The organism is Pseudidiomarina halophila, assembly GCF_003987215.1.
Lineage (GTDB): Bacteria > Pseudomonadota > Gammaproteobacteria > Enterobacterales > Alteromonadaceae > Pseudidiomarina > Pseudidiomarina halophila.
This window is the reverse complement of sequence record NZ_PIPW01000001.1, coordinates 190520-212650: the sequence shown is the minus strand read 5'-3', so window position 1 is coordinate 212650 and position 22131 is coordinate 190520. Positions and strand designations below refer to the sequence as shown.

Genomic DNA, 22131 nt, shown 5'->3' with positions numbered 1-22131 from the left:
TCCTGAGTTACTGCAAAAAAGGTTTGAACGCAGTACTAGTGTACTCTTTAAATTCGCCATTTTCACGTGTGATCAACATGACTGCCAGCTGCTTCGCCTCGGCAAAGGCGAGTGCATCCTCTGGCCCCATCACGGTCAACGCTGTGGCGTAGGCGTCAGCATCCATACAGCTCTCTGTAACCACAGTAACTGAAACTAGATTATGCTGGATAGGCTTCCCTGTCCGCGGGTCAATTATGTGTGAATAACGAACGCCATCTTGTTCAAAGAAATTTCGGTAATCGCCTGATGTGGCGACGGCATTGTTACCAGGTTCAATAATCCGTTGCGCTGCGCGTTGCGTGCTATCCGGGCGTTCAATTGCAATCCGCCAGGGCTGATTCCCCGGTTTGCTACCCTTCATCAGCATTTCGCCGCCGATTTCGACCAAATAGTTTTGAATTTCCATTTGCTCAAGCAAGCGCCCGACACGATCCACAGCATAGCCTTTGGCAATGGTAGAAAGATCAACGTACAACCCGGCAATGTCTTTTTGTAGCTGATGGTTTTCCACGGATAAATGCTGGTAACCGGTCACGTCTCGCGCGGCTGCAAGCTGTGCCGCGCTGGGGATAACTTCAGGCCGTTGCTCAGGACCAAAACTCCAGAGGTTCACCAACGGACCAACGGTAACGTCAAGCAAACCATCGGTCTCTTCCGCGATCTCCAGCGCCCGACGAACAACGTGTTCAAGAGAGCGTGAAATCACCACCGGCTCCGTGGTTTGTTTTGCGTTAAAGGTTGATAGCTCTGAGTCTGGATCGTATGTCGACATCTGGCTGTTAATTTGCGCCAAAAGCCCGTCCACGCGCTCCTTCACTTTTTCTGCATCATGCCGCGGATTGGCTGAGACGTAGCGAATATGATAGGTCGTACCCATGGTCTCGCCTGACACAGCAACCTGCTGCGGCGCATGGCTACATGAAACGAAAAAGGCTAGCCCGATGAGGGCTAGCCAGATGAGACGCAATGATGAATAGTTCACCGTCATTATCCGCCGAAATCATCCAACATGATATTCTCATCTTCCACACCCAGATCTTTGAGCATGTTGATGACTGCTGCGTTCATCACTGGTGGACCACACATATAGAACTCACAATCTTCCGGAGCTTCGTGGTCTTTCAGGTAACGCTCATAAAGCACGTTATGGATAAAGCCGGTATCGCCATCCCAATCGTCTTCAGGTTGCGGATCAGATAACGCCACATGCCATTCGAAGTTATCGTTCTCATCTTGCAGCATGTCGAAATCTTCAACATAAAACATTTCTTTCTTCGACCGCGCACCGTACCAGAATGAGATCTTACGATCGGTGTTCAGGCGGCGCAGCTGATCGAAAATGTGCGAGCGCATCGGTGCCATACCTGCACCACCACCAATGAAGACCATTTCTGCTTCGGTTTCCTTGGCAAAGAACTCACCAAATGGACCAGAGATTGTCACCTTGTCACCTGGCCTCAGGCTAAAGATATAAGATGACATTTTACCGGCAGGCAAGCTTAGATTGTTTGGCGGTGGTGTTGCACAACGCACATTCAACATGATGATGCCTTTCTCATCCGGATAATTCGCCATCGAGTAAGCACGTACAACTTCTTCATCAACTTTGGACTCGATGTCGAGGAAACCAAACCGCTCCCAGTCGCCACGGAATTTCTCTTCGATATCGAAATCTTTGTAACGGACATGGTGTGGTGGAGCTTCGATCTGAATATAACCACCGGCACGGAAAGGTACTTCTTCACCTTCTGGCAACTGTACTACGAATTCTTTAATAAAGGTCGCAACATTGTCGTTGGACTTCACAGTACAATCCCACTTCCGGATACCAAAGACTTCTTCCGGAAGCTCGATTTTCATGTCTTGTTTCACGTTCACCTGACAAGACAGACGTACGCCTTCACGCGCTTCTTTCTTGTTAATGTGATCGCGTTCGGTCGGCAGAATATCACCACCGCCTTCTTTAACTTTAACGGTACACTGGCCACATGAGCCACCGCCACCACAAGCCGAGGATACGAAAATACCTGCATTCGCCAAGGCGCCTAATAACTTAGTACCTGGCTGCGTGGTAATTTTCTTATCTTCGTCGTCGTTAATCAAAATCTCAACATTACCCTGAGGTACCAATTTTGATTTAGCGAACATAATGATCGCCACCAAAATCAGCACAATTAGAGTAAACATGCCTACGCCGAGCGCTATTAATGTCAATTCTTGGCCTTGCATCGACTCGTACCTCTTATTTATTCGTTGCTAGTGTTACTTGGTGCTGTTACAGGGATACGCCAGAGAATGACATAAAGCCCAAGCCAATGAGACCTACTGAGATAAAGGTGATTCCCAGACCGCGCAGGCCGTCAGGAACATCCGCGTATTTCAGCTTCTCGCGCACAGCCGCCAAAGCAACAATGGCCAGTGCCCAACCTACACCACTACCGATACCGTAGACGACACTTTCACCGAAGTTATAGTCCCGCTCAACCATGAAAGAAACGCCACCAAAAATGGCACAGTTCACGGTGATTAACGGCAAGAAAATACCGAGGGCGTTGTAAAGAGCAGGTACATACTTATCCAGCGCCATTTCCAGAATCTGAACAATCGCCGCGATAACGCCGATGAAGGCTAAGAACCGCAGAAAACTAAGATCGGCGTCTGGAAATCCAGCCCAGCCCAAGGCGCCCGGTGCCAGGATGTTATGGTAAATGATATTGTTCACAGGTACTGAGATACCCAATACAACAATAACTGCAACACCCAGACCAAACGCAGTGCTAACTTTTTTCGATACCGCAAGGAATGTACACATGCCCAGGAAAAACATCAGGGCAAGGTTTTCAATGAATACCGATTTAATAAATAAACTTACATAAGCTTCCATGATCGGCTCCTTAATCCTTCGGTTCTACTTGTTCTGGACGGAACGTACGCAGTATCCAGATAAATGCGCCAATGACGAAGAAAGCACTTGGCGGGAACAACAGGAAGCCTACAGGTTGATACCAACCGCCTTCTGAAGCCAGGGCGAAGATTTGTGTACCAAACAGGCTGCCTGAACCAAACAACTCACGGATAAAGCCAACAAACAGCAACACCACCGAGTAACCTAAACCGTTACCGATACCATCCAGGAACGAAAGGCCTGGGGTGCTTTTCATCGCAAAGGCTTCAGCACGGCCCATGACGATACAGTTGGTGATAATCAAGCCAACGAAAACCGATAGCTCTTTCGCGACGCTGTAGGCGTATGCACGAAGCACCTGGTCAACAACGATAACAAGACTCGCAATAATCGTCATTTGCACGATAATCCGTACACTTGACGGGATATGATTCCGGATCATCGAGATAAACAGGTTAGAAAATGCCGTAACCAGGGTTAATGCGATACACATAACCACGGTATTTTCCATTTTCGACGTTACTGCCAATGCCGAACAAATACCAAGGATCTGTAGGGCAATAGGGTTGTTAGCAAAAATCGGTCCAAACAGGACTTCTTTCATTTCTTTTGCACTACTAGCCATTGTTCAGCTCCCCCTTGCGAATTTTGTCTAAAAGTGGACCGTAGGCCTGATCGCTAAACCAATACGTAATCAGGTAATCAACCCCATTACTGGTTAGAGTCGCACCTGATAAAGCATCAATATCGTGGTTTTCATCAGAAGGATTCTTAACGACGTCGAACTTAACTTCTTCGTTGTTCTCGCCGTAGATTTCCTTACCTTCCCACTGGGCGACCCATTTAGGATTCTGAATTTCACCACCCAGGCCTGGCGTTTCGCTATGCTCATAAAAATTCACACTGCGTACCGTAGACAGATCTGGCTCTAATGCGATTAAACCATACATCGTACCCCACAGGCCATTACCACGGATGTAGAGTACCAAGGTCTGCAAATCGCCCTGTTCGTCATTAATAAAGTAAACTTTGGTGACGTCTTCGCGTGAACCGATCCCTGCGATGTCTTTACCTTCAGGGACTTTACTACTCCACGCCGGCTTATTTGCGGCCGCAATTGGATCATAATTCACCGGCCCGAGATCGTTTGCACTTTCAACAACTTCCAGGGTGTTCAGGTTAATCAACTTGGTATCAACCCGTTCATTGAACACCGTCACAACGTCAGTGCTCGGCTGTAATAAGCCAGCTGCGTCAAGCACGTTGCGTTGCATATCTAACGCTGCATTGCGCTGTTGAATAGGCTTCAAACCAACGGCTGCACCGGAAACGATAATCGCGCAAACTAAACAGAGGATGACTACGACAATTAACGTTTTGCTTAACGATTCATTCTTCTTACTAGCCACGAGCTAACCTCCGTTTTATGTTCGCCTGTACTACAAAATGGTCAAACAATGGTGCAAACACGTTGGCGAACAGAATCGCTAACATGATGCCCTCTGGATAAGCCGGGTTCACCACACGGATAAGTACCGTCATTGCACCAATCAAAAATCCGTAAACGAATTTTGCCCGGTTAGTGAAAGACGCGGACACCGGGTCCGTTGCCATAAACATCATACCGAAGGCAAAACCACCTACTACCAAGTGCCAGTACCACGGCATTTGGAACATCACATTGGTCTCACTTCCAATAGCATTAAACAGTAATGCCAGTGCGACCATGCCCACGAACACACCGGAGACAATACGCCAGGAAGCTATGCGGAAGTAAATCAGTGCAAGACCACCAATCAGTATCATCAATGTTGAAACTTCACCCATTGAACCCTGGATATTACCCAGGAAGGCGTCCCACCACATGTCCATGTTATCGAAGTAGTTCTCACCGACCGCAGCCTGACCTAATAAGGTTGCGCCTGAAAAGCCGTCGGCAGCAGTCCAGACGGTATCGCCAGAAATTTGCGCCGGGAAAGCGAAGTAAAGAAATGCACGACCGGTCAAGGCTGGGTTCAGGAAGTTCCGCCCAGTACCGCCAAAGATTTCTTTACCAATAACCACACCAAAGGTGATACCCAGAGCAACTTGCCACAGCGGAATCGTCGGCGGCAAGGTTAACGCAAACAGTATTGAGGTAACGAAGAAGCCTTCGTTGACTTCGTGCTTACGGATGGTCGCAAAGACCACCTCCCAGAAACCACCTACGATAAAGGTAACCGCATAAACGGGCAGGAACCAACAGGCGCCGTACCACATCTTGGTACCCCAACCTGCATTAGCAAAATCGCCGCCCAACAGGTGGAACAGGCCAACCTGCCAGACATCCGCCAGCTCAGCACCACCGGCCAGAGCCATGGATGCCTGGTTACCGATGTTGTACATTCCCCAGAACATAGCCGGGAACGTCATCATCCACACCAAAATCATGATGCGTTTCAGATCCACGTGGTCTTTAACGTGTGTGGTTTTCTTAGTTACTTTGCCAGGGGTGTAGAGAATGGTCGCCACGGCTTCATACAGGGCATACCACTTTTCATATTTGCCACCCTTCTCAAAGTCCGGCTCAATCCGCTCAAGATAATTTTTTAAGCCCATGATTAGACCTCTTCTTTCTGAATCGTGGTCAACACGTTACGCAGCACTGGGCCGTACTCATATTTACCCGGGCAAACGTAGGTACACAACGCTAAATCTTCTTCGTCAAGCTCGAGGCAGCCCAGTTGTTGAGCTTCATCGGTATCACCTGACAACAAGTCGCGTAGCAAAATGGTTGGTAAAATATCTAGCGGCATTATCCGCTCGTAGTTGCCAATCGGCATCATCGCGCGGTCCGAACCATTGGTTGAGGTGTTCATTACAAAGGTATTGTTTGGCACTAAATGCCCAGCAAAGGTGCGAGTAACCGAGTGTTGCTTCACACCTGGCTTCAGCCAGCCAAGGAATTCTTTCTGATCGCCTTCCGGTAGCACACTCACTTGCATGTGGAAGCGACCTAACCACTGATGGGCATCATCAACTTTATGACCGTTCAGGATTGAACCTGAAACGATACGTTGATTACCTTCAGCAATCTCGCCCTTGGTCAGCTCTGTCAGGTTAGCGCCCAGCTTGGTACGCAATAAGCGTGGATTTTTCGCGCCTGGACCACCAATAGCGACGACACGGTTGGTAAAGATTTCACCGGTTGTGAAGAGTTTGCCGTAGGCGATAACGTCTTGATAAGTAATGTGCCAAACCTGCTTTTTTACGCTTACAGGTTCAAGAAAGTGGATGTGAGTACCTACCAGACCAGCTGGATGTGGCCCTTTAAAGCTCTCAACCTGTACTTCAGCATCACCAGTGTCAACTTTCGCATCCGCAGCTTTAGTCACATAGACTTTGCCCTCGGTCAGGTTTTTCAACACTTTCAAACCGTCAACAAAAGCTTGCTGCTCTTCGGCAATAATCACCGTAGGATCTGCAGCGAGAGGATTGGTATCCATTGCGTTCACGAAAATCGCAACAGGTTTGGAGTCGAGTTCTGGCGAACGGCTGAACGGGCGAGTGCGTAAAGCAACCCATTGACCTGAGTTGTTTAATTGTTCGACAACTTTTTCCCGGTCAAGGTTGCCCAGCTCTTTGCTTTCGTACTTGGCAAAGGTTTCTTGCTCGTCACCATCAATTTCGATGACCACGGCCTGCAGGACACGCTTCGCGCCACGCAAAACGTCTTTAACGACGCCAGCAGCTGGTGCAGTGAATTTCACCCCTGGGTTTTTCTTGTCCTCGAAAAGTATCTGGCCTTTTTTTACGCGGTCCTCAACCTTGACATGCATGGTTGGGCGCATACCCACATACTCTTCACCCAGAACGGCAACGGTGGTGATGGACTCACCATCTTCGATAGTTTGCTGGGGTGCCCCGGTGATGGGGATATCCAGCCCTTTCTTGATCGTAATCATACGCGTTTGCACTACTCGTTAGGGAAGATGAATCTTTCTTCAGTAACGCTGTTTAAACAGCCCCTGAAACCTGATAAATCATATAGTTAGCGCAACAAGCTGAGGCAAGCCAAAGACTCACTGCGCTGACCGAATTTTGTACATAGTCACCTAGGGCGGGCATTTTAGCACTTTTGTGCCGTGTGTTACCACCTTACACGGCACAAAATTTGTCGCACTTAAACTGTAGAAGAAGAGTTACGTGGCTCGGCTTGAATTAAGACCAATCGACTTGCGGATCAACATCCGCTTCGTAGTCGACGCCCGCCATGCCGAAGCCAAATAGTTTCAGAAAGTCAGCATGATACTCTTCGTAGTCCGCCAACTGATGGAAATTTTCCTGGTTAACTTTATCCCACAAGGCTTTAATTTTGGCCTGGGTTTCTTCGTTTGTTTCTTTGCCGTCCATACGCATGCGTCCGGCACCGTCCAGGATCGGTTCATCACCGTATAATCCTTTGCTGAACAAACCGTAAATTTGCTCAATACACCCTTCGTGGGTGCCCTCTTCTTTCATTACCCGGTAAATCAGAGAGATGTATAACGGCATAACCGGAATCGCTGAACTCGCCTGAGTCACCAACGCCTTCAACGAAGAAACATAAGCCTCCACGTTGAGTTCACGATGCTCACCACGAATTGCGGTGGCAGCGCGATCCAGATCTTCTTTCGCCTTACCAATGGTTGCATGACCATAAATCGGCCAGGTCAACTCTTTACCGATATAAGTGTAGGCCGTGGTCTTGGCATTTTCAGCCAGTACATCAGCGTCAGCTAATGCCTGCAACCAGCGTTCCCAGTCTTCACCGCCCATTACCTTGATCGTATCGGCAATTTCTTCTTCGGTTGCTGGTTCCAGGGTGATTTCCTTCACCTGATCTTTATCGGTATCGTAAGTTTTCGTGGTGTAAGCTTTGCCCACAGGCTTCAGCGTGGAACTGTACACCTCGCCGGTATCCGGGTCTTTGCGTTTGGGCGATGCCAGGCTGTAAATCACTAAATCGACTTTGCCCAGATGAGATTTAATTTTGGCAATAGTCTCGGCTTTAATTTCATCCGAAAAAGCATCACCGTTAATGGTATCCGCATATAAACCTTCAGCATGGGCAGCATCATGGAAGGCGGCAGTGTTGTACCAGCCTGCGGTCGCGGTTTTCCGCTCGGTCGGCTCCTTTTCGAAACATACGCCTAAAGTCTTAGCGCCAGCACCAAATGCAGCGGTAATCCGCGAAGCTAAACCATAGCCGGTGGAACACCCGATCACCAGCACCCGCTGCGGACCATCTTCAATTTTATCTTGTTGCTTGATGTAATCGATTTGCTCTTGAACGTGCGCGGCACAACCAACTGGATGCGCATTAGTACAAATAAAACCACGAATTTTCGGTTTGATAACCATAGTTTTGTCCTAGTCCTTGTCTTGCTTTAACTGTCAGTTTAACCGACCGAGTGAGGAAAACACATCTGATTAGTTCGTTAACGCTCGCCACTTGTCCCCTGACTGCCCCCCCGGCAGGCCGGTGACTCCGGTACATCGTGCAAATTCTGCCATTCTTCCGGGGAGTAGGTATGCAACGCTAACGCATGCACAGGACCTGCCAGAGCCTCGCTCAACAGCTTATTAATGGTGCGGTGGCGTTGCAGTAGACGTTGCCCGGCAAAAGCTTCGCTGACGATCACAAGTTTAAAATGCGAATCATCAGTCGGAGTGCCATGCAGATGGCTCTCGTTGATCACGTCCAAATGCACAATGGGTAACGCCGCCTTTAGCTGCTGTTCAATATAATCTGCGGTAGGTTGATCGAGCATGGGTTAATCCTCGCGCAAGTTGGTTATTTCACTAAAGCATATACGCTCATCACGACCCAGTCGCGCCAGAGCATCAAGCAAAGAAGGTGTTGCTCCCTGTTGCACGACGATCCGGTAGGACTGTGAACTGACCGTGCCCCACTCCTGCCATAGCAACACATTATGCTCGTCATACAAGGCCGCCAGTTCCGCCAGACCACGCTCCCGGCTCTCGGGGAACGCCGAAGACTGCTGAACCAGACGCCAGCGATTTAATTCTTCTGCGGTTGCCAGCAATGCATCATTAATCCGATTGCGGCAAAAACTCAGTTGCAGGGAGCCTTTACTCAATTGCCAGTCAGCATTAGGCAACTGCAACAAGTCAATACGTTGCACGCGCTCGAGCGCATTCGGATCAGGCGTTGCTGCCGGTGCGCAAGCGACCAGTAAAAGCAGTGAGGTTAATGCTATGAATCGTAGAACGTAGTGTTTTGCCATGCGCAATGCTTCTCAAGCGGACGTGTCGGAGAGCCATCATAACGCAGATAAAAAGCGAGGAGAACATCCTTGTTCAGACGAAATGGTGTTGGTCCTTAACTCCATTTCCAAATCCTTTAACCGACTTTATACAAGACGCTTACAAATTTCAATAAAATAATTCAACAATTTGTAAACCTCTCAATCATCTTTTTCGCGGTGTTGCTTAACTGACTGTTCTGACGCTGTTTCTTCGACTGTCACCAGCGCAATAATTTGCCAGCCTGGTTTTGGTTCAAAGGTGTGATCGGTCGTGAACACATGCAACATCTTGCGTTCGTCCATAGCAAACATCGGAATCGCGCGATTACCATAACGTTCCTGATAGTCCTCAAACCCAAAGTTCTCGGTAAGATTGGTCGTCTTCATCTGCGCGCCCTGGAAGGTGAGACTGGCTAATTTCGAGAACGTCACACCTTTACCAAATAATTTGAGCCGGTCACGATAACTCTCGGACAGCTGGTTCCGTGCGGGTGCCTCATGTTCGTTGGTTGGTAACCCAAAGATTTTTCCAGTACTGAACCAATCCATAAAATGCAGTGCCACCACTGGATTCAATTGTTTATATGGCGACAAAATTAATACCCGGCCAATACCGGTCAGGTCCATGTTGTTTGCGGCATGTTCCGAGGTCGGGTTGCCGAAATAAACTGGCAGATTTTCCATCCTCGCCTGCTTAACATTTTCCCAGTTCGTATCAGCTAACAGTACGGGTAACTCTTGATCTTGCAGTGCTTTTGCGATGCGTCTGGCGGTGATGTTGGCACCAAAAATAAGGAATCCATGAGCCGGGGGTTCACGTAACTTGAGCGCATGGGCTAACGGCTTCGCCGTGAGGCTTTGTAACACTACGGTACTCAGAATCACCAAAAACACCAGGGGAACCAGAAGCTCAGCATCTTCCCAGCCTGCTTGTTGCAGCTTTAACGCAAACAACGCAGATACTGCCGCCGCAACGATGCCGCGGGGTGCGATCCAGGACAGCAGTAACTTTTCTCTGAAGTTAAGTTGGGTACCTATTGCGGAAATCCAGACACTTAGCGGGCGCACCACAAAAATTATCGTCGCCAGCAAGATCACCGCTGGCAGCCCGAGCTCACTGAAGGCTTCCATATTCAGACGGGCTGCAAGAATAATGAACAAGCCGGAAATCAACAATACGCTTAGGGTTTCTTTAAACTCAAGGATGTCGTCGAGATTCAGATTCCGGGTGTTGGCCATTACCATGCCCATCACTGTGACGGTCAGGAGGCCCGATTCATGTTGCACAGCATTGGATAGCGCGAACACACCCAGCACCATCGCTAAGGTGGCGACGTTTTTCAGATAATGTGGAAACCAGCCCCTACGCAAGGCCGTGCCAAGCACTTTACCGGCCGCGTAACCGAGCACAAAACCAACCGCGACAGTGATCGCGAACGCTTGCGTTGCTTGCAGCATACCCGCGCCCTGACTGGCAATAATAAACTCATACACCAAGACCGCCAGCAAGGCGCCTATCGGATCGATAATAATGCCTTCCCAGCGCAAAATATTCGCAACATTGGCCTGTGGTCGTACGGAACGCAGCATCGGCATAATTACCGTCGGCCCCGTTACTACTACGAGCGCACCAAACAGCGCCGCGAGTGCCCAGCCAAAATCAATCAGCAGGTAAGCAACAATCGCGGCACTTACCCAGGTAATCAGCACACCGATGGTTACCAGGTGAGTCACCATGCGGCCGTGGCCACGGATGCCCTCCAGTTTTAACGTTAAACTGCCTTCAAACAGAATGATTGCAACAGAGAGAGAGACTACCGGGAAGAGAAGGTCGCCAAACAGTGGGTCAGGTTGTAGCCAGCCCAAAGCAGGACCTACTGCCATGCCAACCAGTAATAACGGCAGGATGGCGGGAATTTTCAATCGCCAGGCCGACCACTGACATAAAATCGACAGCACACCTATGAGCGCGAGAGCTGACATATCCGACATAATTTAAGTACTCCTTGTCTGTTCAAATCGACTTCAATGCCCTACTGTCAGGCGCTGATGAGATTTCTGTAAAGTTCGGTTTACTCGCTATCTTTACCTCGTAGTGATTACCTCAAATTGCTAGTTGATAATCATTCGCATTTAAGTACAATAATCAAAGTTTCTCTTTGCACCAATACGAGGTTAACCAATTATGAGATTGCCTAAGATGCAAAAACTCTTATCTATGAGCGCTTTAGCTTTAGCGTTTTCAGCGTCAATCGCCAACGCAGCAACAGTAAATGTCTATTCTGCGCGAAAAGAGGCTTTGATCAAACCCGTGTTAGAACAGTTTAGCGAAAAAACGGGCATTGAAGTGCGTTTATTGACCGGTAATGGCAATGCGCTGCTCGCACGGCTGGAAAATGAAGGTGAAAATACGCCAGCGGATCTATTTTTAACCGTCGATGCGGGTAACTTACACCGGGCCGCTGAGGCTGGCGTTTTCCAGCCGATTACCAGCGAAGATGTGCTGCTCAAGGTACCATCGAACCTACATGGCAAAGATAACCTTTGGATTGGTTTAAGCTTGCGCGCACGCCCGATCTTTTACGCTAAAGATCGCGTTGACCCGAGTAAATTAAGTGGCTATCAGGATCTGGCTGATAGCGAATGGGACAATAATGTCTGCATTCGTTCGTCAGATAATATCTACAACCAATCGCTAACCGCTGCTTTGATTCACCACTGGGGTGTTGAGAAAACCGAAGAATGGGCGCACGGCCTGGTCGACAATCTTGCTAAGCCACCGGTTGGCGGTGACCGCGACCAGATTAAGGCTGTTGCCGCCGGCGTTTGTGATCTCGCCGTTGCAAACACCTATTACCTTGGGTTAATGGAAGCCTCTGAAGACGCGGACGAGCGCGAAGCAGCAAGTAAAGTTGCGATTTTCTGGCCAAATCAGGAAAGCTTTGGTACCCACGTAAACGTGTCAGGCATTGGTATTACTAAGCACTCAGAAAATAAAGACGCTGCTCAGCAACTGTTAGCATATCTGCTCTCACCAGAAGCACAGCAATGGTATGCAACCACGAATAACGAGTACCCTGCCGTCAAGGGCGTTGAGTGGAGTGAGCGCCTGAAAAACTGGGGGCCATTCAAAATGGATGACCTTGAAATGAGTGTTCTTGGAGAAAACAACGCGGCCGCTGTCAAATTGATGAACCGCGCAGGCTGGCGTTAATGCTGCAAAAGTGGCGACAACTTTCACTGGTAGCCTCAGCACTCGTGCTGGGGCTTCCTTTGTTTGTGATTGTCGCTGCTTTATTAAGCCTGGTATTTGGTGGTGACTTTGCCACCATAAGCCACCTCTGGGCGACGGTGATACCAGAGTACATTCGTCATTCAGTATTGCTGATGATAGGTGTTGCTATAGGCGTCGTTACGCTCGGAGTTGCTACTGCCTGGCTAACCACCTGCTGCCGTTTCCCTGGCCAACGCCTGTTAAGCTGGGCATTGTTGCTACCGCTGGCGATGCCTGCCTACATCACCGCATACACCTATACCGGTATGCTCGATTACAGTGGCCTGGTGCAAACCTCATTGCGCGATCTGTTTGGCTGGAATTACGGCGACTACTGGTTTCCACAAATCAGAAGTCTCGGTGGTGCTATTGCTGTCCTTAGCCTGGTGCTCTTTCCTTACGTTTACTTAATTACCCGCGCTACCTTTTTGCAGCAATCCGCAACCACCATCGAAGCCGGCCGTAGCCTGGGATTATCGCCCTGGCAGTGTTTTTGGCGGATTGCATTGCCGTTGGCACGACCCGCGATAGTAACCGGCGCGACTCTGGCGTTAATGGAAACCCTTGCCGACTACGGCACCGTGCAATATTTTGGCGTCACTACCTTCACCACTGGAATCTTCCGTACCTGGTACGGGTTGGGCGACCTCAACGGCGCCTTACAACTGGCAGGTCTGTTGTTAGCCGCTGTGATAGCGCTCATTTTAATCGAACGCTGGTCACGCAAGCAGGCGCGTTATGATCAACGCAACCCGCGACCGGCGACACCCTTTCAGCTTACTGGTGCCAAAGCCTGGCTCGCAAGTCTGGCGTGCTGGCTGCCGCTGCTGCTTGGTTTTATTTTACCGGCCCTGCAACTTGCCGGATGGTCCATAGAACGCTGGCAAGTCTGGACCCAGCCGGACTTCTGGCAACTCGCCTGGAATAGCTTTGGCTTAGCCTTTACGGCTTCATTATTAGTCGTCGCGATAGCCTTGTGGCTCGCCTACGGCCGCCGTCAGTTACCTACCAAATGGGTGCGCACCAGTGTTGCTTTCGCAGGTCTCGGCTATGCAATACCGGGTTTGGTCATTGCTGTGGGGCTGCTGGTCCTGCTCAGTTCCGTGGATCAGGTCATCATCGCCGCCAGCCAAAGCTGGTTTGGCTGGGATCCCGGACTCTTGCTTTCCGGCACCTTATTTGCCCTGCTGTTTGCGTATACTGTGCGGTTCTTGAGTGTCGCCTTACAAACCGTGCAGGCAGGTCTGGCCGAAATCAGACCCAGTATGGATGAAGCTGCACGCATCCATGGCTACCGACCGTTCCAGGTATTACGCAGTATCCATTTACCATTATTGCGCCCGAGTGTGCTTACAGCCATCATTCTGGTGGGTGTCGATGTACTTAAGGAGCTTCCGGCAACTCTGGTCCTGCGGCCCTTCGACTTTAATACTCTGGCCGTACGTGCCTATGAGATGGCGGGTGACGAACGTCTGGCCGACGCCGGCCCGCCAGCATTAATGATGGTTCTGGTGGGCTTAATTCCTGTTATTCTGCTTTCGCGAGCTATGTTAAAGTCGCAACAACATGCATTGAAGGAGCAAAACTTTGTCCCTGTTACAGCTTGATCACCTGCAAGTTAACATTGGTCAGCAAGCCATTGTTCGGGATGTGACCGTGAGTCTCGAAGCAGGAGAAATCGGCTGTTTACTCGGCCCCAGTGGCTGCGGTAAAACCACCTTACTGCGGGCCATAGCGGGTTTTCAGTCGGTGGCAAAGGGCAGTATCAGTCTGGCCGATAAAACCGTATCAGCACCAGCATTTACTCAGGCACCTGAACGCCGTGGCATCGGTATGGTGTTTCAGGACTTCGCCTTATTTCCGCATCTCACGGTGGCCGAAAATATAAGTTTTGGCATGCGCCAGTCGAGTACCAGCGAAAAACAGCAACGCGTAGATGAGTTGCTTGAACGGATTGGCTTGCCGGGCTATCAGAAACGTTACCCGCATGAGCTTTCCGGGGGGCAACAGCAGCGTATTGCACTCGCGCGGGCGCTCGCTCCTCGTCCACGTTTGCTGTTACTCGACGAACCCTTCTCCAGTCTCGATGCCGAATTGCGGGAGCGGCTCGCCATTGAAGTCCGTGCCCTGCTTAAAAATGAAATGATCACGGCTTTACTGGTTACCCATGATCAGCAGGAAGCTTTCGCGATGGCTGACAAAGCTGGCGTCATGTACCAGGGTGAATTATTACAATGGGAAACGCCTTACCAGCTGTATCATCAGCCGCGCCACCAAATGGTCGCTGATTTTATTGGTCATGGTGTATTACTGCAGGGTACTGTCAACGCCTCTGGCGCAATGGCGTCACCACTGGGAATGCTGGAACATCCCAGTCTGGCAAACGTTGAAGGTGGTACACCGGTCAACTTTCTGGTTCGTCCGGATGATCTCGTGCCTGATCCCGAATCGCGCTTACGTGGCAAAATCAAAGCCCGCGGATTTCGCGGGGCGCACAACCTGTACACGGTGGAATTAGTTAGCGGTATAGAAGTATTAACCCTGAGTCCATCACACGAACAGTTGGAAGTGGGCACTGACATCGGTTTGCGACCCGATTTCGACCATTTAGTAGTGTTCGCAGCGGATCATTGTGAGCTACCTGGCTTTCAAAGCCAGGCACCTGCGTTCCGCCCGGTACTACCAAAAGCGCAAACGGCGTAACAAAAGAAATTCGACCACCGCAATAACCGCGAGTGCGCCACAGAAAATCCAGAATGCGAGCTCGTTCTCTACCCCGGGCATGCCGCCAATATTGATGCCAAAGACCCCGGTAAGAAAACTCAGCGGCAAAAATACTCCGGCAATTACGGACAGCCAGTAGGTGTTCCGATTCATTTTCTCTGCCACTTCCTGTTGTAGCTGTTCACGGAGCATACCCACTTGCTGTAACAACATCTCCAGCGATTCCAGTTCCCGTTGAGTACTATCCCGTTCATTGGTCAGCCACTGTAAATTCTCACTTTCCAGCCATTTCTGTGCATCAATACCTAAACGCTCCACTGCGGCAAGTTGGGGCCGCACAAAGCGCACCAGGCGCAGCATGCGGCGATGCAGTTCTGACAATTTTTGTTGCCGCATGGAGGTGGTCCAGCCTTTATTATTGTCTTCCAGCACTTCCATTTCGGCCTCAATGACGTCAAGTAACTCTTCCAGCCGGCTATTAACTTCTTCGATCAACATGATCAAGAAATCATGCAGGGATTCGGCGCCTTCCTGACGCTGCAGGCGTTCGCGGAGAATTGCCACAGAGCGCAATGGCCGTTTGCGGAAGCTGTAGATATTCCCCTTGTAGTAAAGAATCCGCAAACTCAGCATATCTTCAGGGCGCTCACCTTCGTTAAGGTTTACGCCTTTCAGGATCAGCAAAAAGCCTTCCGTAGTTCGCTCAAACCGTGGCCGCGTGTCTTCCTCCAACACTGCGTCTATCAGCGGCTCGGGAATACCTGAAGCCCGCAGCCATTCGCTGATGCCGGGCCGGTCACGCTGGAAATGGAACCAGCTGTTTTGTCGCTCATGAAAATTGTTCTCAATATGGCGCGCCGGGTGAGTACTAAAATCCCAGCTGTCGATCATAAATTCGGGACGCTGTTGTGCCATGCCATCTCCTTGAAATCACATTCCCAACCAATCATATTTAACGTTACAATAGCAGCCAGAAATCGTTTCGACACTAATTTTAATTGGAAGGATACTTCATGTTACTTGCTGTTGCCGCAGTACTTTTTGGCCTTGTTCTCCTGGTCTGGAGTGCCGATCGATTTATTGATGGTGCCGCCGCTACTGCCAATCACCTGGGTATGCCGCCACTACTGATCGGCATGGTTATCATCGGTTTCGGTACCTCAGCGCCAGAAATGGTGGTGTCGGCGCTCGCTTCGATGCAAGGTAATCCTGGCCTGGCTTTGGGTAATGCCTACGGCTCAAATATTACCAACATTGCTCTGGTATTAGGTATTACCGCAGTTTTAGCCCCGATTGCAGTGAGCAGTCAGGTGCTGAAACGCGAAATGCCGATTCTTATTTCCGTCACATTACTTGCCGCCTGGCCGTTGTATGACCTGGTCATTACCGCAATTGAGGCATGGATGCTGTTGGCGCTTTTTGCCGCGTACATGAGCTGGAGTGTTTATCAGGGCATGCGAGGCAAGAATGATATTCTCGCCAACGAGTTTGAACAAGAAATCCAGGAGCATCAAATGCCCCTGCGTAACGCTATCGTCTGGCTCATTATCGGTTTAATCCTTCTGGTCATCAGTTCACGCATCCTGGTTTGGGGCGCCGTCGATATCGCCACGGCTCTGGGGGTGAGTGATTTAGTTATCGGTCTCACGGTCGTCGCCGTCGGCACGTCATTACCCGAACTTGCGTCGGCAATTGCAGCAGTACGCAAAAATGAGCACGACCTCGCTTTCGGTAATGTCATCGGTTCAAATATGTTCAACACCCTCGCGGTGGTCGGTATTGCCGGTGCTATTCACCCGATCCAGCTGGAAGCATTGGTGTTAAGCCGTGACTGGTTGGCGATGACCTTCCTCACTTTCTTACTTGCGATTTTCAGTTTCCGTATCAATCGCCCAACCCGGTTGAACCGAATTCAGGGTGTCATACTATTACTTTGTTATACTTCCTATACCATTTACTTACTGAAAACGGGTTTTTAAATGATACAACCGCAAGCGGTAAGCACAGCTCAACGACTTGGCTACGCGGGATTAATCCCTTTTCTCGCGTTTACCTTCGGCGGCCTGCTGGATGTTTACGCTGAACATTCGCTACGCCTTTTTGTGCTCTACAGTGCGCTGATTCTGAGTTTTCTCGGTGGTGTTCAGTGGGGATTGGCAATGACGCGCGAAGACAGTCCGACACGCATGTTGCATTGGAGCATGGTGCCGACCATCATCGGTTTACTGCTGCTTTTCGCAGGTGTATGGATTACCCCACTGACCATGCTGGTCGTACTGGGCCTGACCCACCTGTTTTGGCTTAACTTCGAAAAACGCCACCTCGGTCATCACCTCTGGTACATCGAGCTGCGCTCACGCTTGACCTTCACGGTCGTTGCCTTACACGTGATCTTGATCATCATTTCGTTATGACCGGACTTTCAAGCAGATAATTAAACAATTAACACGGTTGCGAATCGTTCGCATTTGTATTACTATTTGGACTGAGCTTTAAGCGAGGTCCTTATGTACGTTTGTCTATGTAAAGGTGTCACAGATAAAACCATTCGTCGTGCGGTCAACGATGAAGGTGTTAGCAGCATGCGTGAACTGCGCCAGCAGTATGGTGTTGCGTCGCAATGTGGTTGCTGTAAAAGCTGTGCCAAACAAGTCCTTACTGACGCCGTGAAAGAACGCAATACTCGTTTTCTTGAAGAAACTTTGTTGCCAACAGCGGTGTGCTACACTTAAGCTAGATTTATTAATCATCTAGTCAGGAGTGTGCAATGCAAGGCGAACCTAAAGTTCTGCAAGAGCTTAATCGTATTCTTACCCGCAAACTTACCGCAATAAACCAGTACTTCCTGCATGCGCGCATGTACAAGAACTGGGGCTTTGGTGCCTTAAATAGCATCATCTACAAAGCTTCCATTGAAGAAATGAAGCACGCTGACGACATCATCGAGCGATTGCTGTTTCTTGGTGGCCTGCCGAACCTGCAAGACTTGGGGAAACTCTATATTGGTGAAGAACCACGCGAGATGCTGGAATTAGATCACAAAGTCCAGGCCGCCGATGTCGAAGCGTTGCGTGAAGCTATCACTGTGTGTGAAAAACATCAGGATTACGTCACGCGTGATGAGCTGAGTGCGATCCTTGACCAGCAGGAAGAGCATCTTGACTGGTTAGAAACGCAACTCGAACTCATTACTCACTTAGGCTTGAGCACTTACTTACAAACCAAACTTCACAAGGAGTCGTAATATGGCTTTGGATTCCGCTGCAGTTGTGACGCAACTTAACCGGTTACTCGCGTTTGAACTCACTTCTATCGATCAATACACCGCACACTCGCGGCGCTATGAAGATATGGGGTTGAATAAACTCTACGAGCGCATTAATCAAGAGATCGACGACGAGCGCGGTCATGCAGATTTATTGATTCGCCGGATGCTGTTTTTGGGTGGTCGTCCCGATATGGACAATCGCGAAACACACAGCATTGCCGATGACGTACCAACCATGCTGAAAAACGACTTGCAGTTAGAGCGCGACAATGCGAAAACGCTGCGCGAGGTGATTGATTTTGTTGAAGAAGCAGGTGATTTTGTGACTCGCGACATGCTGGTCGGTATTTTAAAAGACACCGAAGAAGATCATGCCTACTGGTTGCGCCAGCAACTTGAGTTGATCGACCGGTTAGGACTGGAACTTTATTTACAGGCGCAAATGTGACCACAACGGCAACATCGGACGTTGTATCCAATATACTAACGACCATCAGAGAAGCTTTTCACTGGCTTAATAGTGAGCTGTTTAGTGTCGGCGAAACCGCCGTCACTTACGGCTCCGTTTTGCGTTTTGTCGTCATTCTGGTGGCTGCATGGATCGTATCTGTGATCCTACAGAAGGCCTTGCAGCGTTACGCAAATTTTCGCAATAGCCTCGCCCCCTCCTCGGTTTATGCCTTAAAACGCATCACGCATTACGTGGTATTACTCGTCGGCTTTTTGCTGGCAGTGGCGTCCGTCGGCATTGATCTGACCAAGTTTGCCATCTTTGCCAGTGCATTGGGTATCGGTGTTGGTTTTGGCTTACAGAACCTCATCAGTAATTTTGTCTCAGGCATCATCTTGTTGTTCGACAAAACACTCAAGGTCGGTGACTTCGTCGAACTCGAGTCGGGGGTCACAGGTGAAGTGCAGGAAATCAACATTCGTAGCACCATCATCACCACCAACGATAATATCGACATCATTGTACCCAACTCAGAGTTTGTCAGTGGCCGTGTAACCAACTGGACCATGCGCGATACCTACCGGCGCATAAAAGTGCAGTTTGGCGTAGCCTATGGCACCGATAAAGAGTTAGTAAAAAAGGCGGTGCTCGAAGCGGCAGAGCGTGTTCCTCATACACTTACTGATACCCATCACCGGCCACCGCAGGTTTGGCTGGTGGAGTTTGCCGACAGCGCGCTAAATTTTGAACTGGTCGTGTGGCTGCGACCTGAGGCGGTGAATCGTCCCGGTGCGGTGCAAGCCGCGTTCCTGTGGGAAATACATACCTCGTTATTGGAACACAATATCGAAATTCCATTCCCGCAACGCGATCTCCACATCAAATCCTGGAATGGTGAGAAAGCGCAGGTGCACGTTATTCGTGATGAGACCCCGGCGAAACCGGTCAGCGAGCCAGAGCCGGCGCCGGAACCGCCGTCAAAAAACGACGCTGCAGAGGAGCTTTAACGGCTCAACTGCTCACGCAGCTCGTCAACACACCCCGGATCGTCAATGGTCGATGGTATCGTAACCTGCGAATCACCATCGGCCAATTGCCGTAATAACCGCCGCAGAATTTTCCCCGAGCGCGTTTTTGGCAGCCGCGGTACCACATGCACCTGGCGCAAGCACGCCACTGCGCCAATTTCATCCCGTACCCGTTGCACCAGGCGCTGGCTTAGCACCTGCGACGTAATCGTCACCCCATCTTTGACAATCACCAGACCAACCGGAACCTGCCCTTTCAGTTCATCAGCTACTCCAATGACTGCACACTCTGCCACGGCTGGGTCCATGGCCAGGATTTCCTCCATTTCGCCCGTCGATAACCGATGTCCGGCGACATTTATGACATCATCCGTACGCCCCATGATAAACACGTAGCCATCGTCATCCTTGTAGCCGCCATCGCCACTGCTGTAATAGCCGGGAAACTCGCGTAAATAACCTGCATTAAAGCGCGCATCGTCGCCCCAGATGGTGGTCAGGCAGCCCGGCGGCAATGGCAACTTAATTGCTACCGCGCCCTGCTGATTCGCCTCAAGTTCGGTGCCATCATAGGCCAGTATCCGGATGTCATAGCCTGGTACCGGCAACGTCGATGAGCCTGGCTTGATCGGATACTCGGTAATACCTACTGGATTAGCACAAATCGGCCAACCGGACTCCGTTTGCCACCAGTGGTCGTAGACCGGCTTACCGGTCATTTCGCGGGTCCATTCCAGCGTTGGGGGATCCAGGCGCTCGCCCGCCATGTAAATCCGCTCCAGTTTAGTCAGCGAATACAGCTGTAAAAACCTTGCCTCTGGATCTTCTTTCTTGATTGCGCGAAACGCCGTGGGCGCTGAAAACAGTACATTGACACCATACTCCTCACAGACGCGCCAGAACGCGCCGCCATCCGGCGTTCGTACCGGTTTTCCCTCATACAAAATGGTCGTAGCACCGGTCAGCAACGGGCCATACACAATATAGGAATGACCGACCACCCAGCCGACATCAGAAGCAGTAAACATGACCTGACCGGGTTCAACGCCGTAGACCGTCGCCATGGAATAGCGTAACGCCACCGCGTAGCCGCCAGTATCACGCACCACGCCCTTAGGCTTACCCGTGGTCCCTGAGGTGTATAGAATATAAAGTGGATCGGTAGCTTTCACTACTGCACATTCAGCCGGGGTAACCTCAGCTAAAGCTTTTTGCCAGTCGACGTCACGCGGGGTTTGCAGCTCAGCTTCACAAATTTCCCGTTGCCAGACGATCACCCGTTGTGGCGGTGCTGATGCCAAACGGATGGCTTCGTCTACATAGGGTTTGTAGGGAATCACTTTATCCACTTCGACACCGCAAGAAGCAGTAATCACAACTTTCGGTCTGGCATCATCAATTCGTACCGCTAACTCATGCGGCGCAAAACCACCAAACACCACCGAATGCACCGCTCCCAAGCGGGCACAGGCCAGCATTGCGATGGCTGCCTGCGGAATCATCGGCATATAAATCACCACCCGGTCACCCTTCTTCACATGATGCTTTTTCAACAGTCCGGCAAAATGTGCAACCTGCTCACGCAACTCCCGATAGCTATAGGTTTGCTTGGTTTGCGTGACGGGCGAATCATAAATGAGCGCGGTTTGCTCACCTCGTCCGTTATCCACGTGGTAATCCAGGGCGCAGAACGCCATATTGAGTTCACCATCAACAAACCAGTCGGCGGTACCATTTTCGTTGCGCTGCAAGCCCTGCTTTGGCTCAGAAAACCAGTGCAATTGTTGCGCTTGTTTTAGCCAGAAGGATTCCGGCTGCTGTAACGATGACTCGTATTCATGGGGGTAAGTGTTCATGATGGCATTCCTTAGCATGCTGCGATGCGACTAAGTTTAGCCGAGGCCCGCTTATTTCCTATTCGACTTCGGTCGTATGTAACTGCAAGAGCGTTATTGGCTATTGGTTACTAGTTACTAGTTATTAGTTTTTTGAAACAACCATTAACTCGTATCAGATATCTAATAACGCTCTTGTTTTTAAAGAGCCGATGGCCTATTATTGCGGCCGCTTTTGGAGAGGTGTCCGAGTGGCTGAAGGAGCACGCCTGGAAAGTGTGTATACGGCAACGTATCGAGGGTACCGGATTCAT

22 protein-coding genes are annotated in these 22131 nt (G+C 50.1%); 9 read left to right on the top strand and 13 right to left on the bottom strand.

Features of this window, described 5'->3' with window-relative positions:
• Positions 1-7 precede the first annotated feature (7 nt).
• The 11 genes from CWI69_RS00950 to CWI69_RS00900 all read right to left on the bottom strand — a co-directional run bounded on the left by CWI69_RS00950 (position 8) and on the right by CWI69_RS00900 (position 11229).
• Complete coding sequence (locus tag CWI69_RS00950; protein ID WP_126761062.1) at positions 8-1030, bottom strand: FAD:protein FMN transferase; 1023 nt, start codon at positions 1028-1030, stop codon at positions 8-10.
• Entirely contained in the window at positions 1030-2256 is a 1227-nt protein-coding gene (gene nqrF, locus CWI69_RS00945; RefSeq protein ID WP_126762778.1) for an NADH:ubiquinone reductase (Na(+)-transporting) subunit F, read from the bottom strand. The genes CWI69_RS00950 and nqrF overlap by 1 nt, the downstream gene beginning before the upstream one ends.
• A 61-nt stretch (positions 2257-2317) precedes the next feature.
• Entirely contained in the window at positions 2318-2926 is a 609-nt protein-coding gene (gene nqrE / locus CWI69_RS00940) for an NADH:ubiquinone reductase (Na(+)-transporting) subunit E (protein WP_126761060.1), read from the bottom strand.
• A 10-nt stretch (positions 2927-2936) separates the two neighbouring features.
• The gene (locus CWI69_RS00935; protein ID WP_126761058.1) at positions 2937-3572 is read right to left on the bottom strand and encodes an NADH:ubiquinone reductase (Na(+)-transporting) subunit D; all 636 of its coding nucleotides are present in this window, start codon (positions 3570-3572) and stop codon (positions 2937-2939) included.
• Positions 3565-4356, bottom strand: coding sequence for a Na(+)-translocating NADH-quinone reductase subunit C (locus CWI69_RS00930; RefSeq protein ID WP_126761057.1), 792 nt, complete (start codon positions 4354-4356; stop codon positions 3565-3567). The genes CWI69_RS00935 and CWI69_RS00930 overlap by 8 nt, the downstream gene beginning before the upstream one ends.
• A complete protein-coding gene (locus CWI69_RS00925; protein ID WP_126761055.1) occupies positions 4349-5545 on the bottom strand; it encodes an NADH:ubiquinone reductase (Na(+)-transporting) subunit B in 1197 nt (398 codons plus the stop codon). The genes CWI69_RS00930 and CWI69_RS00925 overlap by 8 nt, the downstream gene beginning before the upstream one ends.
• 2 nt (positions 5546-5547) lie before the next feature.
• Entirely contained in the window at positions 5548-6891 is a 1344-nt protein-coding gene (locus CWI69_RS00920; RefSeq protein WP_126761053.1) for a Na(+)-translocating NADH-quinone reductase subunit A, read from the bottom strand.
• A 256-nt stretch (positions 6892-7147) separates the two neighbouring features.
• Positions 7148-8329, bottom strand: coding sequence for an enoyl-ACP reductase FabV (gene fabV / locus CWI69_RS00915; protein ID WP_126761051.1), 1182 nt, complete (start codon positions 8327-8329; stop codon positions 7148-7150).
• Positions 8330-8406: 77 nt separating this feature from the next.
• Positions 8407-8739: a BolA/IbaG family iron-sulfur metabolism protein gene (locus CWI69_RS00910; protein ID WP_126761050.1), complete on the bottom strand. Its 333-nt coding sequence runs from the start codon at positions 8737-8739 to the stop codon at positions 8407-8409.
• Positions 8740-8742: 3 nt separating this feature from the next.
• Positions 8743-9216 (bottom strand): hypothetical protein, encoded by a 474-nt coding sequence (locus CWI69_RS00905; RefSeq protein ID WP_126761048.1) that lies wholly within the window; start codon positions 9214-9216, stop codon positions 8743-8745.
• Positions 9217-9396: 180 nt separating this feature from the next.
• Positions 9397-11229 carry a cation:proton antiporter gene (locus CWI69_RS00900; RefSeq protein ID WP_126761046.1) on the bottom strand — a complete coding sequence of 611 codons (1833 nt, stop codon included), beginning with the start codon at positions 11227-11229 and terminating at the stop codon, positions 9397-9399.
• A gap of 193 nt (positions 11230-11422) precedes the next feature.
• On the opposite strand from CWI69_RS00900, the gene CWI69_RS00895 reads away from it, so the two are divergent.
• The 3 genes from CWI69_RS00895 to CWI69_RS00885 are packed head-to-tail and all read left to right on the top strand — an operon-like array spanning position 11423 to position 15214.
• Entirely contained in the window at positions 11423-12451 is a 1029-nt protein-coding gene (locus CWI69_RS00895; RefSeq protein WP_241971009.1) for a Fe(3+) ABC transporter substrate-binding protein, read from the top strand.
• On the top strand, positions 12451-14118 hold the full coding sequence (locus tag CWI69_RS00890; protein ID WP_126761045.1) for an ABC transporter permease: 1668 nt from the start codon (positions 12451-12453) through the stop codon (positions 14116-14118). Before CWI69_RS00895 ends, CWI69_RS00890 begins: the two co-directional genes overlap by 1 nt.
• Positions 14105-15214: an ABC transporter ATP-binding protein gene (locus CWI69_RS00885; RefSeq protein WP_198678897.1), complete on the top strand. Its 1110-nt coding sequence runs from the start codon at positions 14105-14107 to the stop codon at positions 15212-15214. Before CWI69_RS00890 ends, CWI69_RS00885 begins: the two co-directional genes overlap by 14 nt.
• Here the strand turns inward: CWI69_RS00885 and CWI69_RS00880 are convergent.
• Positions 15191-16150: a zinc transporter ZntB gene (locus CWI69_RS00880; protein ID WP_126761041.1), complete on the bottom strand. Its 960-nt coding sequence runs from the start codon at positions 16148-16150 to the stop codon at positions 15191-15193. The two genes, CWI69_RS00885 and CWI69_RS00880, sit on opposite strands and share 24 nt — an antisense overlap.
• Before the next feature lie 98 nt (positions 16151-16248).
• Between CWI69_RS00880 and CWI69_RS00875 the strand changes: the two genes are divergently transcribed.
• The 6 genes from CWI69_RS00875 (at position 16249) to CWI69_RS00850 (ending at position 19961) form a co-directional block, all read left to right on the top strand.
• Positions 16249-17214, top strand: coding sequence for a calcium/sodium antiporter (locus CWI69_RS00875; RefSeq protein WP_126761039.1), 966 nt, complete (start codon positions 16249-16251; stop codon positions 17212-17214).
• On the top strand, positions 17215-17649 hold the full coding sequence (locus CWI69_RS00870; protein WP_126761037.1) for a DUF3429 domain-containing protein: 435 nt from the start codon (positions 17215-17217) through the stop codon (positions 17647-17649).
• A gap of 93 nt (positions 17650-17742) precedes the next feature.
• On the top strand, positions 17743-17967 hold the full coding sequence (locus tag CWI69_RS00865) for a bacterioferritin-associated ferredoxin (protein WP_126761035.1): 225 nt from the start codon (positions 17743-17745) through the stop codon (positions 17965-17967).
• A gap of 35 nt (positions 17968-18002) precedes the next feature.
• Positions 18003-18479 carry a bacterioferritin gene (bfr, locus tag CWI69_RS00860; RefSeq protein WP_126761033.1) on the top strand — a complete coding sequence of 159 codons (477 nt, stop codon included), beginning with the start codon at positions 18003-18005 and terminating at the stop codon, positions 18477-18479.
• A 1-nt stretch (position 18480) separates the two neighbouring features.
• Positions 18481-18951, top strand: coding sequence for a bacterioferritin (bfr, locus tag CWI69_RS00855; protein ID WP_126761032.1), 471 nt, complete (start codon positions 18481-18483; stop codon positions 18949-18951).
• Complete coding sequence (locus CWI69_RS00850) at positions 18948-19961, top strand: mechanosensitive ion channel family protein (protein WP_241971008.1); 1014 nt, start codon at positions 18948-18950, stop codon at positions 19959-19961. Before bfr (CWI69_RS00855) ends, CWI69_RS00850 begins: the two co-directional genes overlap by 4 nt.
• Here the strand turns inward: CWI69_RS00850 and CWI69_RS00845 are convergent.
• Positions 19958-21838: an acetate--CoA ligase gene (locus CWI69_RS00845; RefSeq protein ID WP_126761030.1), complete on the bottom strand. Its 1881-nt coding sequence runs from the start codon at positions 21836-21838 to the stop codon at positions 19958-19960. The two genes, CWI69_RS00850 and CWI69_RS00845, sit on opposite strands and share 4 nt — an antisense overlap.
• Positions 21839-22131: the final 293 nt, after the last annotated feature.

Coding starts and splice junctions, on each gene's coding strand:
- CWI69_RS00950 (WP_126761062.1), bottom strand. CDS start 1,030: ATGACGGTGAACTATTCATCATTGCGTCTCATCTGGCTAGCCCTCATC.
- nqrE (WP_126761060.1), bottom strand. CDS start 2,926: ATGGAAGCTTATGTAAGTTTATTTATTAAATCGGTATTCATTGAAAAC.
- CWI69_RS00935 (WP_126761058.1), bottom strand. CDS start 3,572: ATGGCTAGTAGTGCAAAAGAAATGAAAGAAGTCCTGTTTGGACCGATT.
- CWI69_RS00925 (WP_126761055.1), bottom strand. CDS start 5,545: ATGGGCTTAAAAAATTATCTTGAGCGGATTGAGCCGGACTTTGAGAAG.
- CWI69_RS00920 (WP_126761053.1), bottom strand. CDS start 6,891: ATGATTACGATCAAGAAAGGGCTGGATATCCCCATCACCGGGGCACCC.
- fabV (WP_126761051.1), bottom strand. CDS start 8,329: ATGGTTATCAAACCGAAAATTCGTGGTTTTATTTGTACTAATGCGCAT.
- CWI69_RS00910 (WP_126761050.1), bottom strand. CDS start 8,739: ATGCTCGATCAACCTACCGCAGATTATATTGAACAGCAGCTAAAGGCG.
- CWI69_RS00905 (WP_126761048.1), bottom strand. CDS start 9,216: ATGGCAAAACACTACGTTCTACGATTCATAGCATTAACCTCACTGCTT.
- CWI69_RS00900 (WP_126761046.1), bottom strand. CDS start 11,229: ATGTCGGATATGTCAGCTCTCGCGCTCATAGGTGTGCTGTCGATTTTA.
- CWI69_RS00895 (WP_241971009.1), top strand. CDS start 11,423: ATGAGATTGCCTAAGATGCAAAAACTCTTATCTATGAGCGCTTTAGCT.
- CWI69_RS00890 (WP_126761045.1), top strand. CDS start 12,451: ATGCTGCAAAAGTGGCGACAACTTTCACTGGTAGCCTCAGCACTCGTG.
- CWI69_RS00880 (WP_126761041.1), bottom strand. CDS start 16,150: ATGGCACAACAGCGTCCCGAATTTATGATCGACAGCTGGGATTTTAGT.
- CWI69_RS00875 (WP_126761039.1), top strand. CDS start 16,249: ATGTTACTTGCTGTTGCCGCAGTACTTTTTGGCCTTGTTCTCCTGGTC.
- CWI69_RS00870 (WP_126761037.1), top strand. CDS start 17,215: ATGATACAACCGCAAGCGGTAAGCACAGCTCAACGACTTGGCTACGCG.
- CWI69_RS00865 (WP_126761035.1), top strand. CDS start 17,743: ATGTACGTTTGTCTATGTAAAGGTGTCACAGATAAAACCATTCGTCGT.
- bfr (WP_126761033.1), top strand. CDS start 18,003: ATGCAAGGCGAACCTAAAGTTCTGCAAGAGCTTAATCGTATTCTTACC.
- bfr (WP_126761032.1), top strand. CDS start 18,481: ATGGCTTTGGATTCCGCTGCAGTTGTGACGCAACTTAACCGGTTACTC.
- CWI69_RS00845 (WP_126761030.1), bottom strand. CDS start 21,838: ATGAACACTTACCCCCATGAATACGAGTCATCGTTACAGCAGCCGGAA.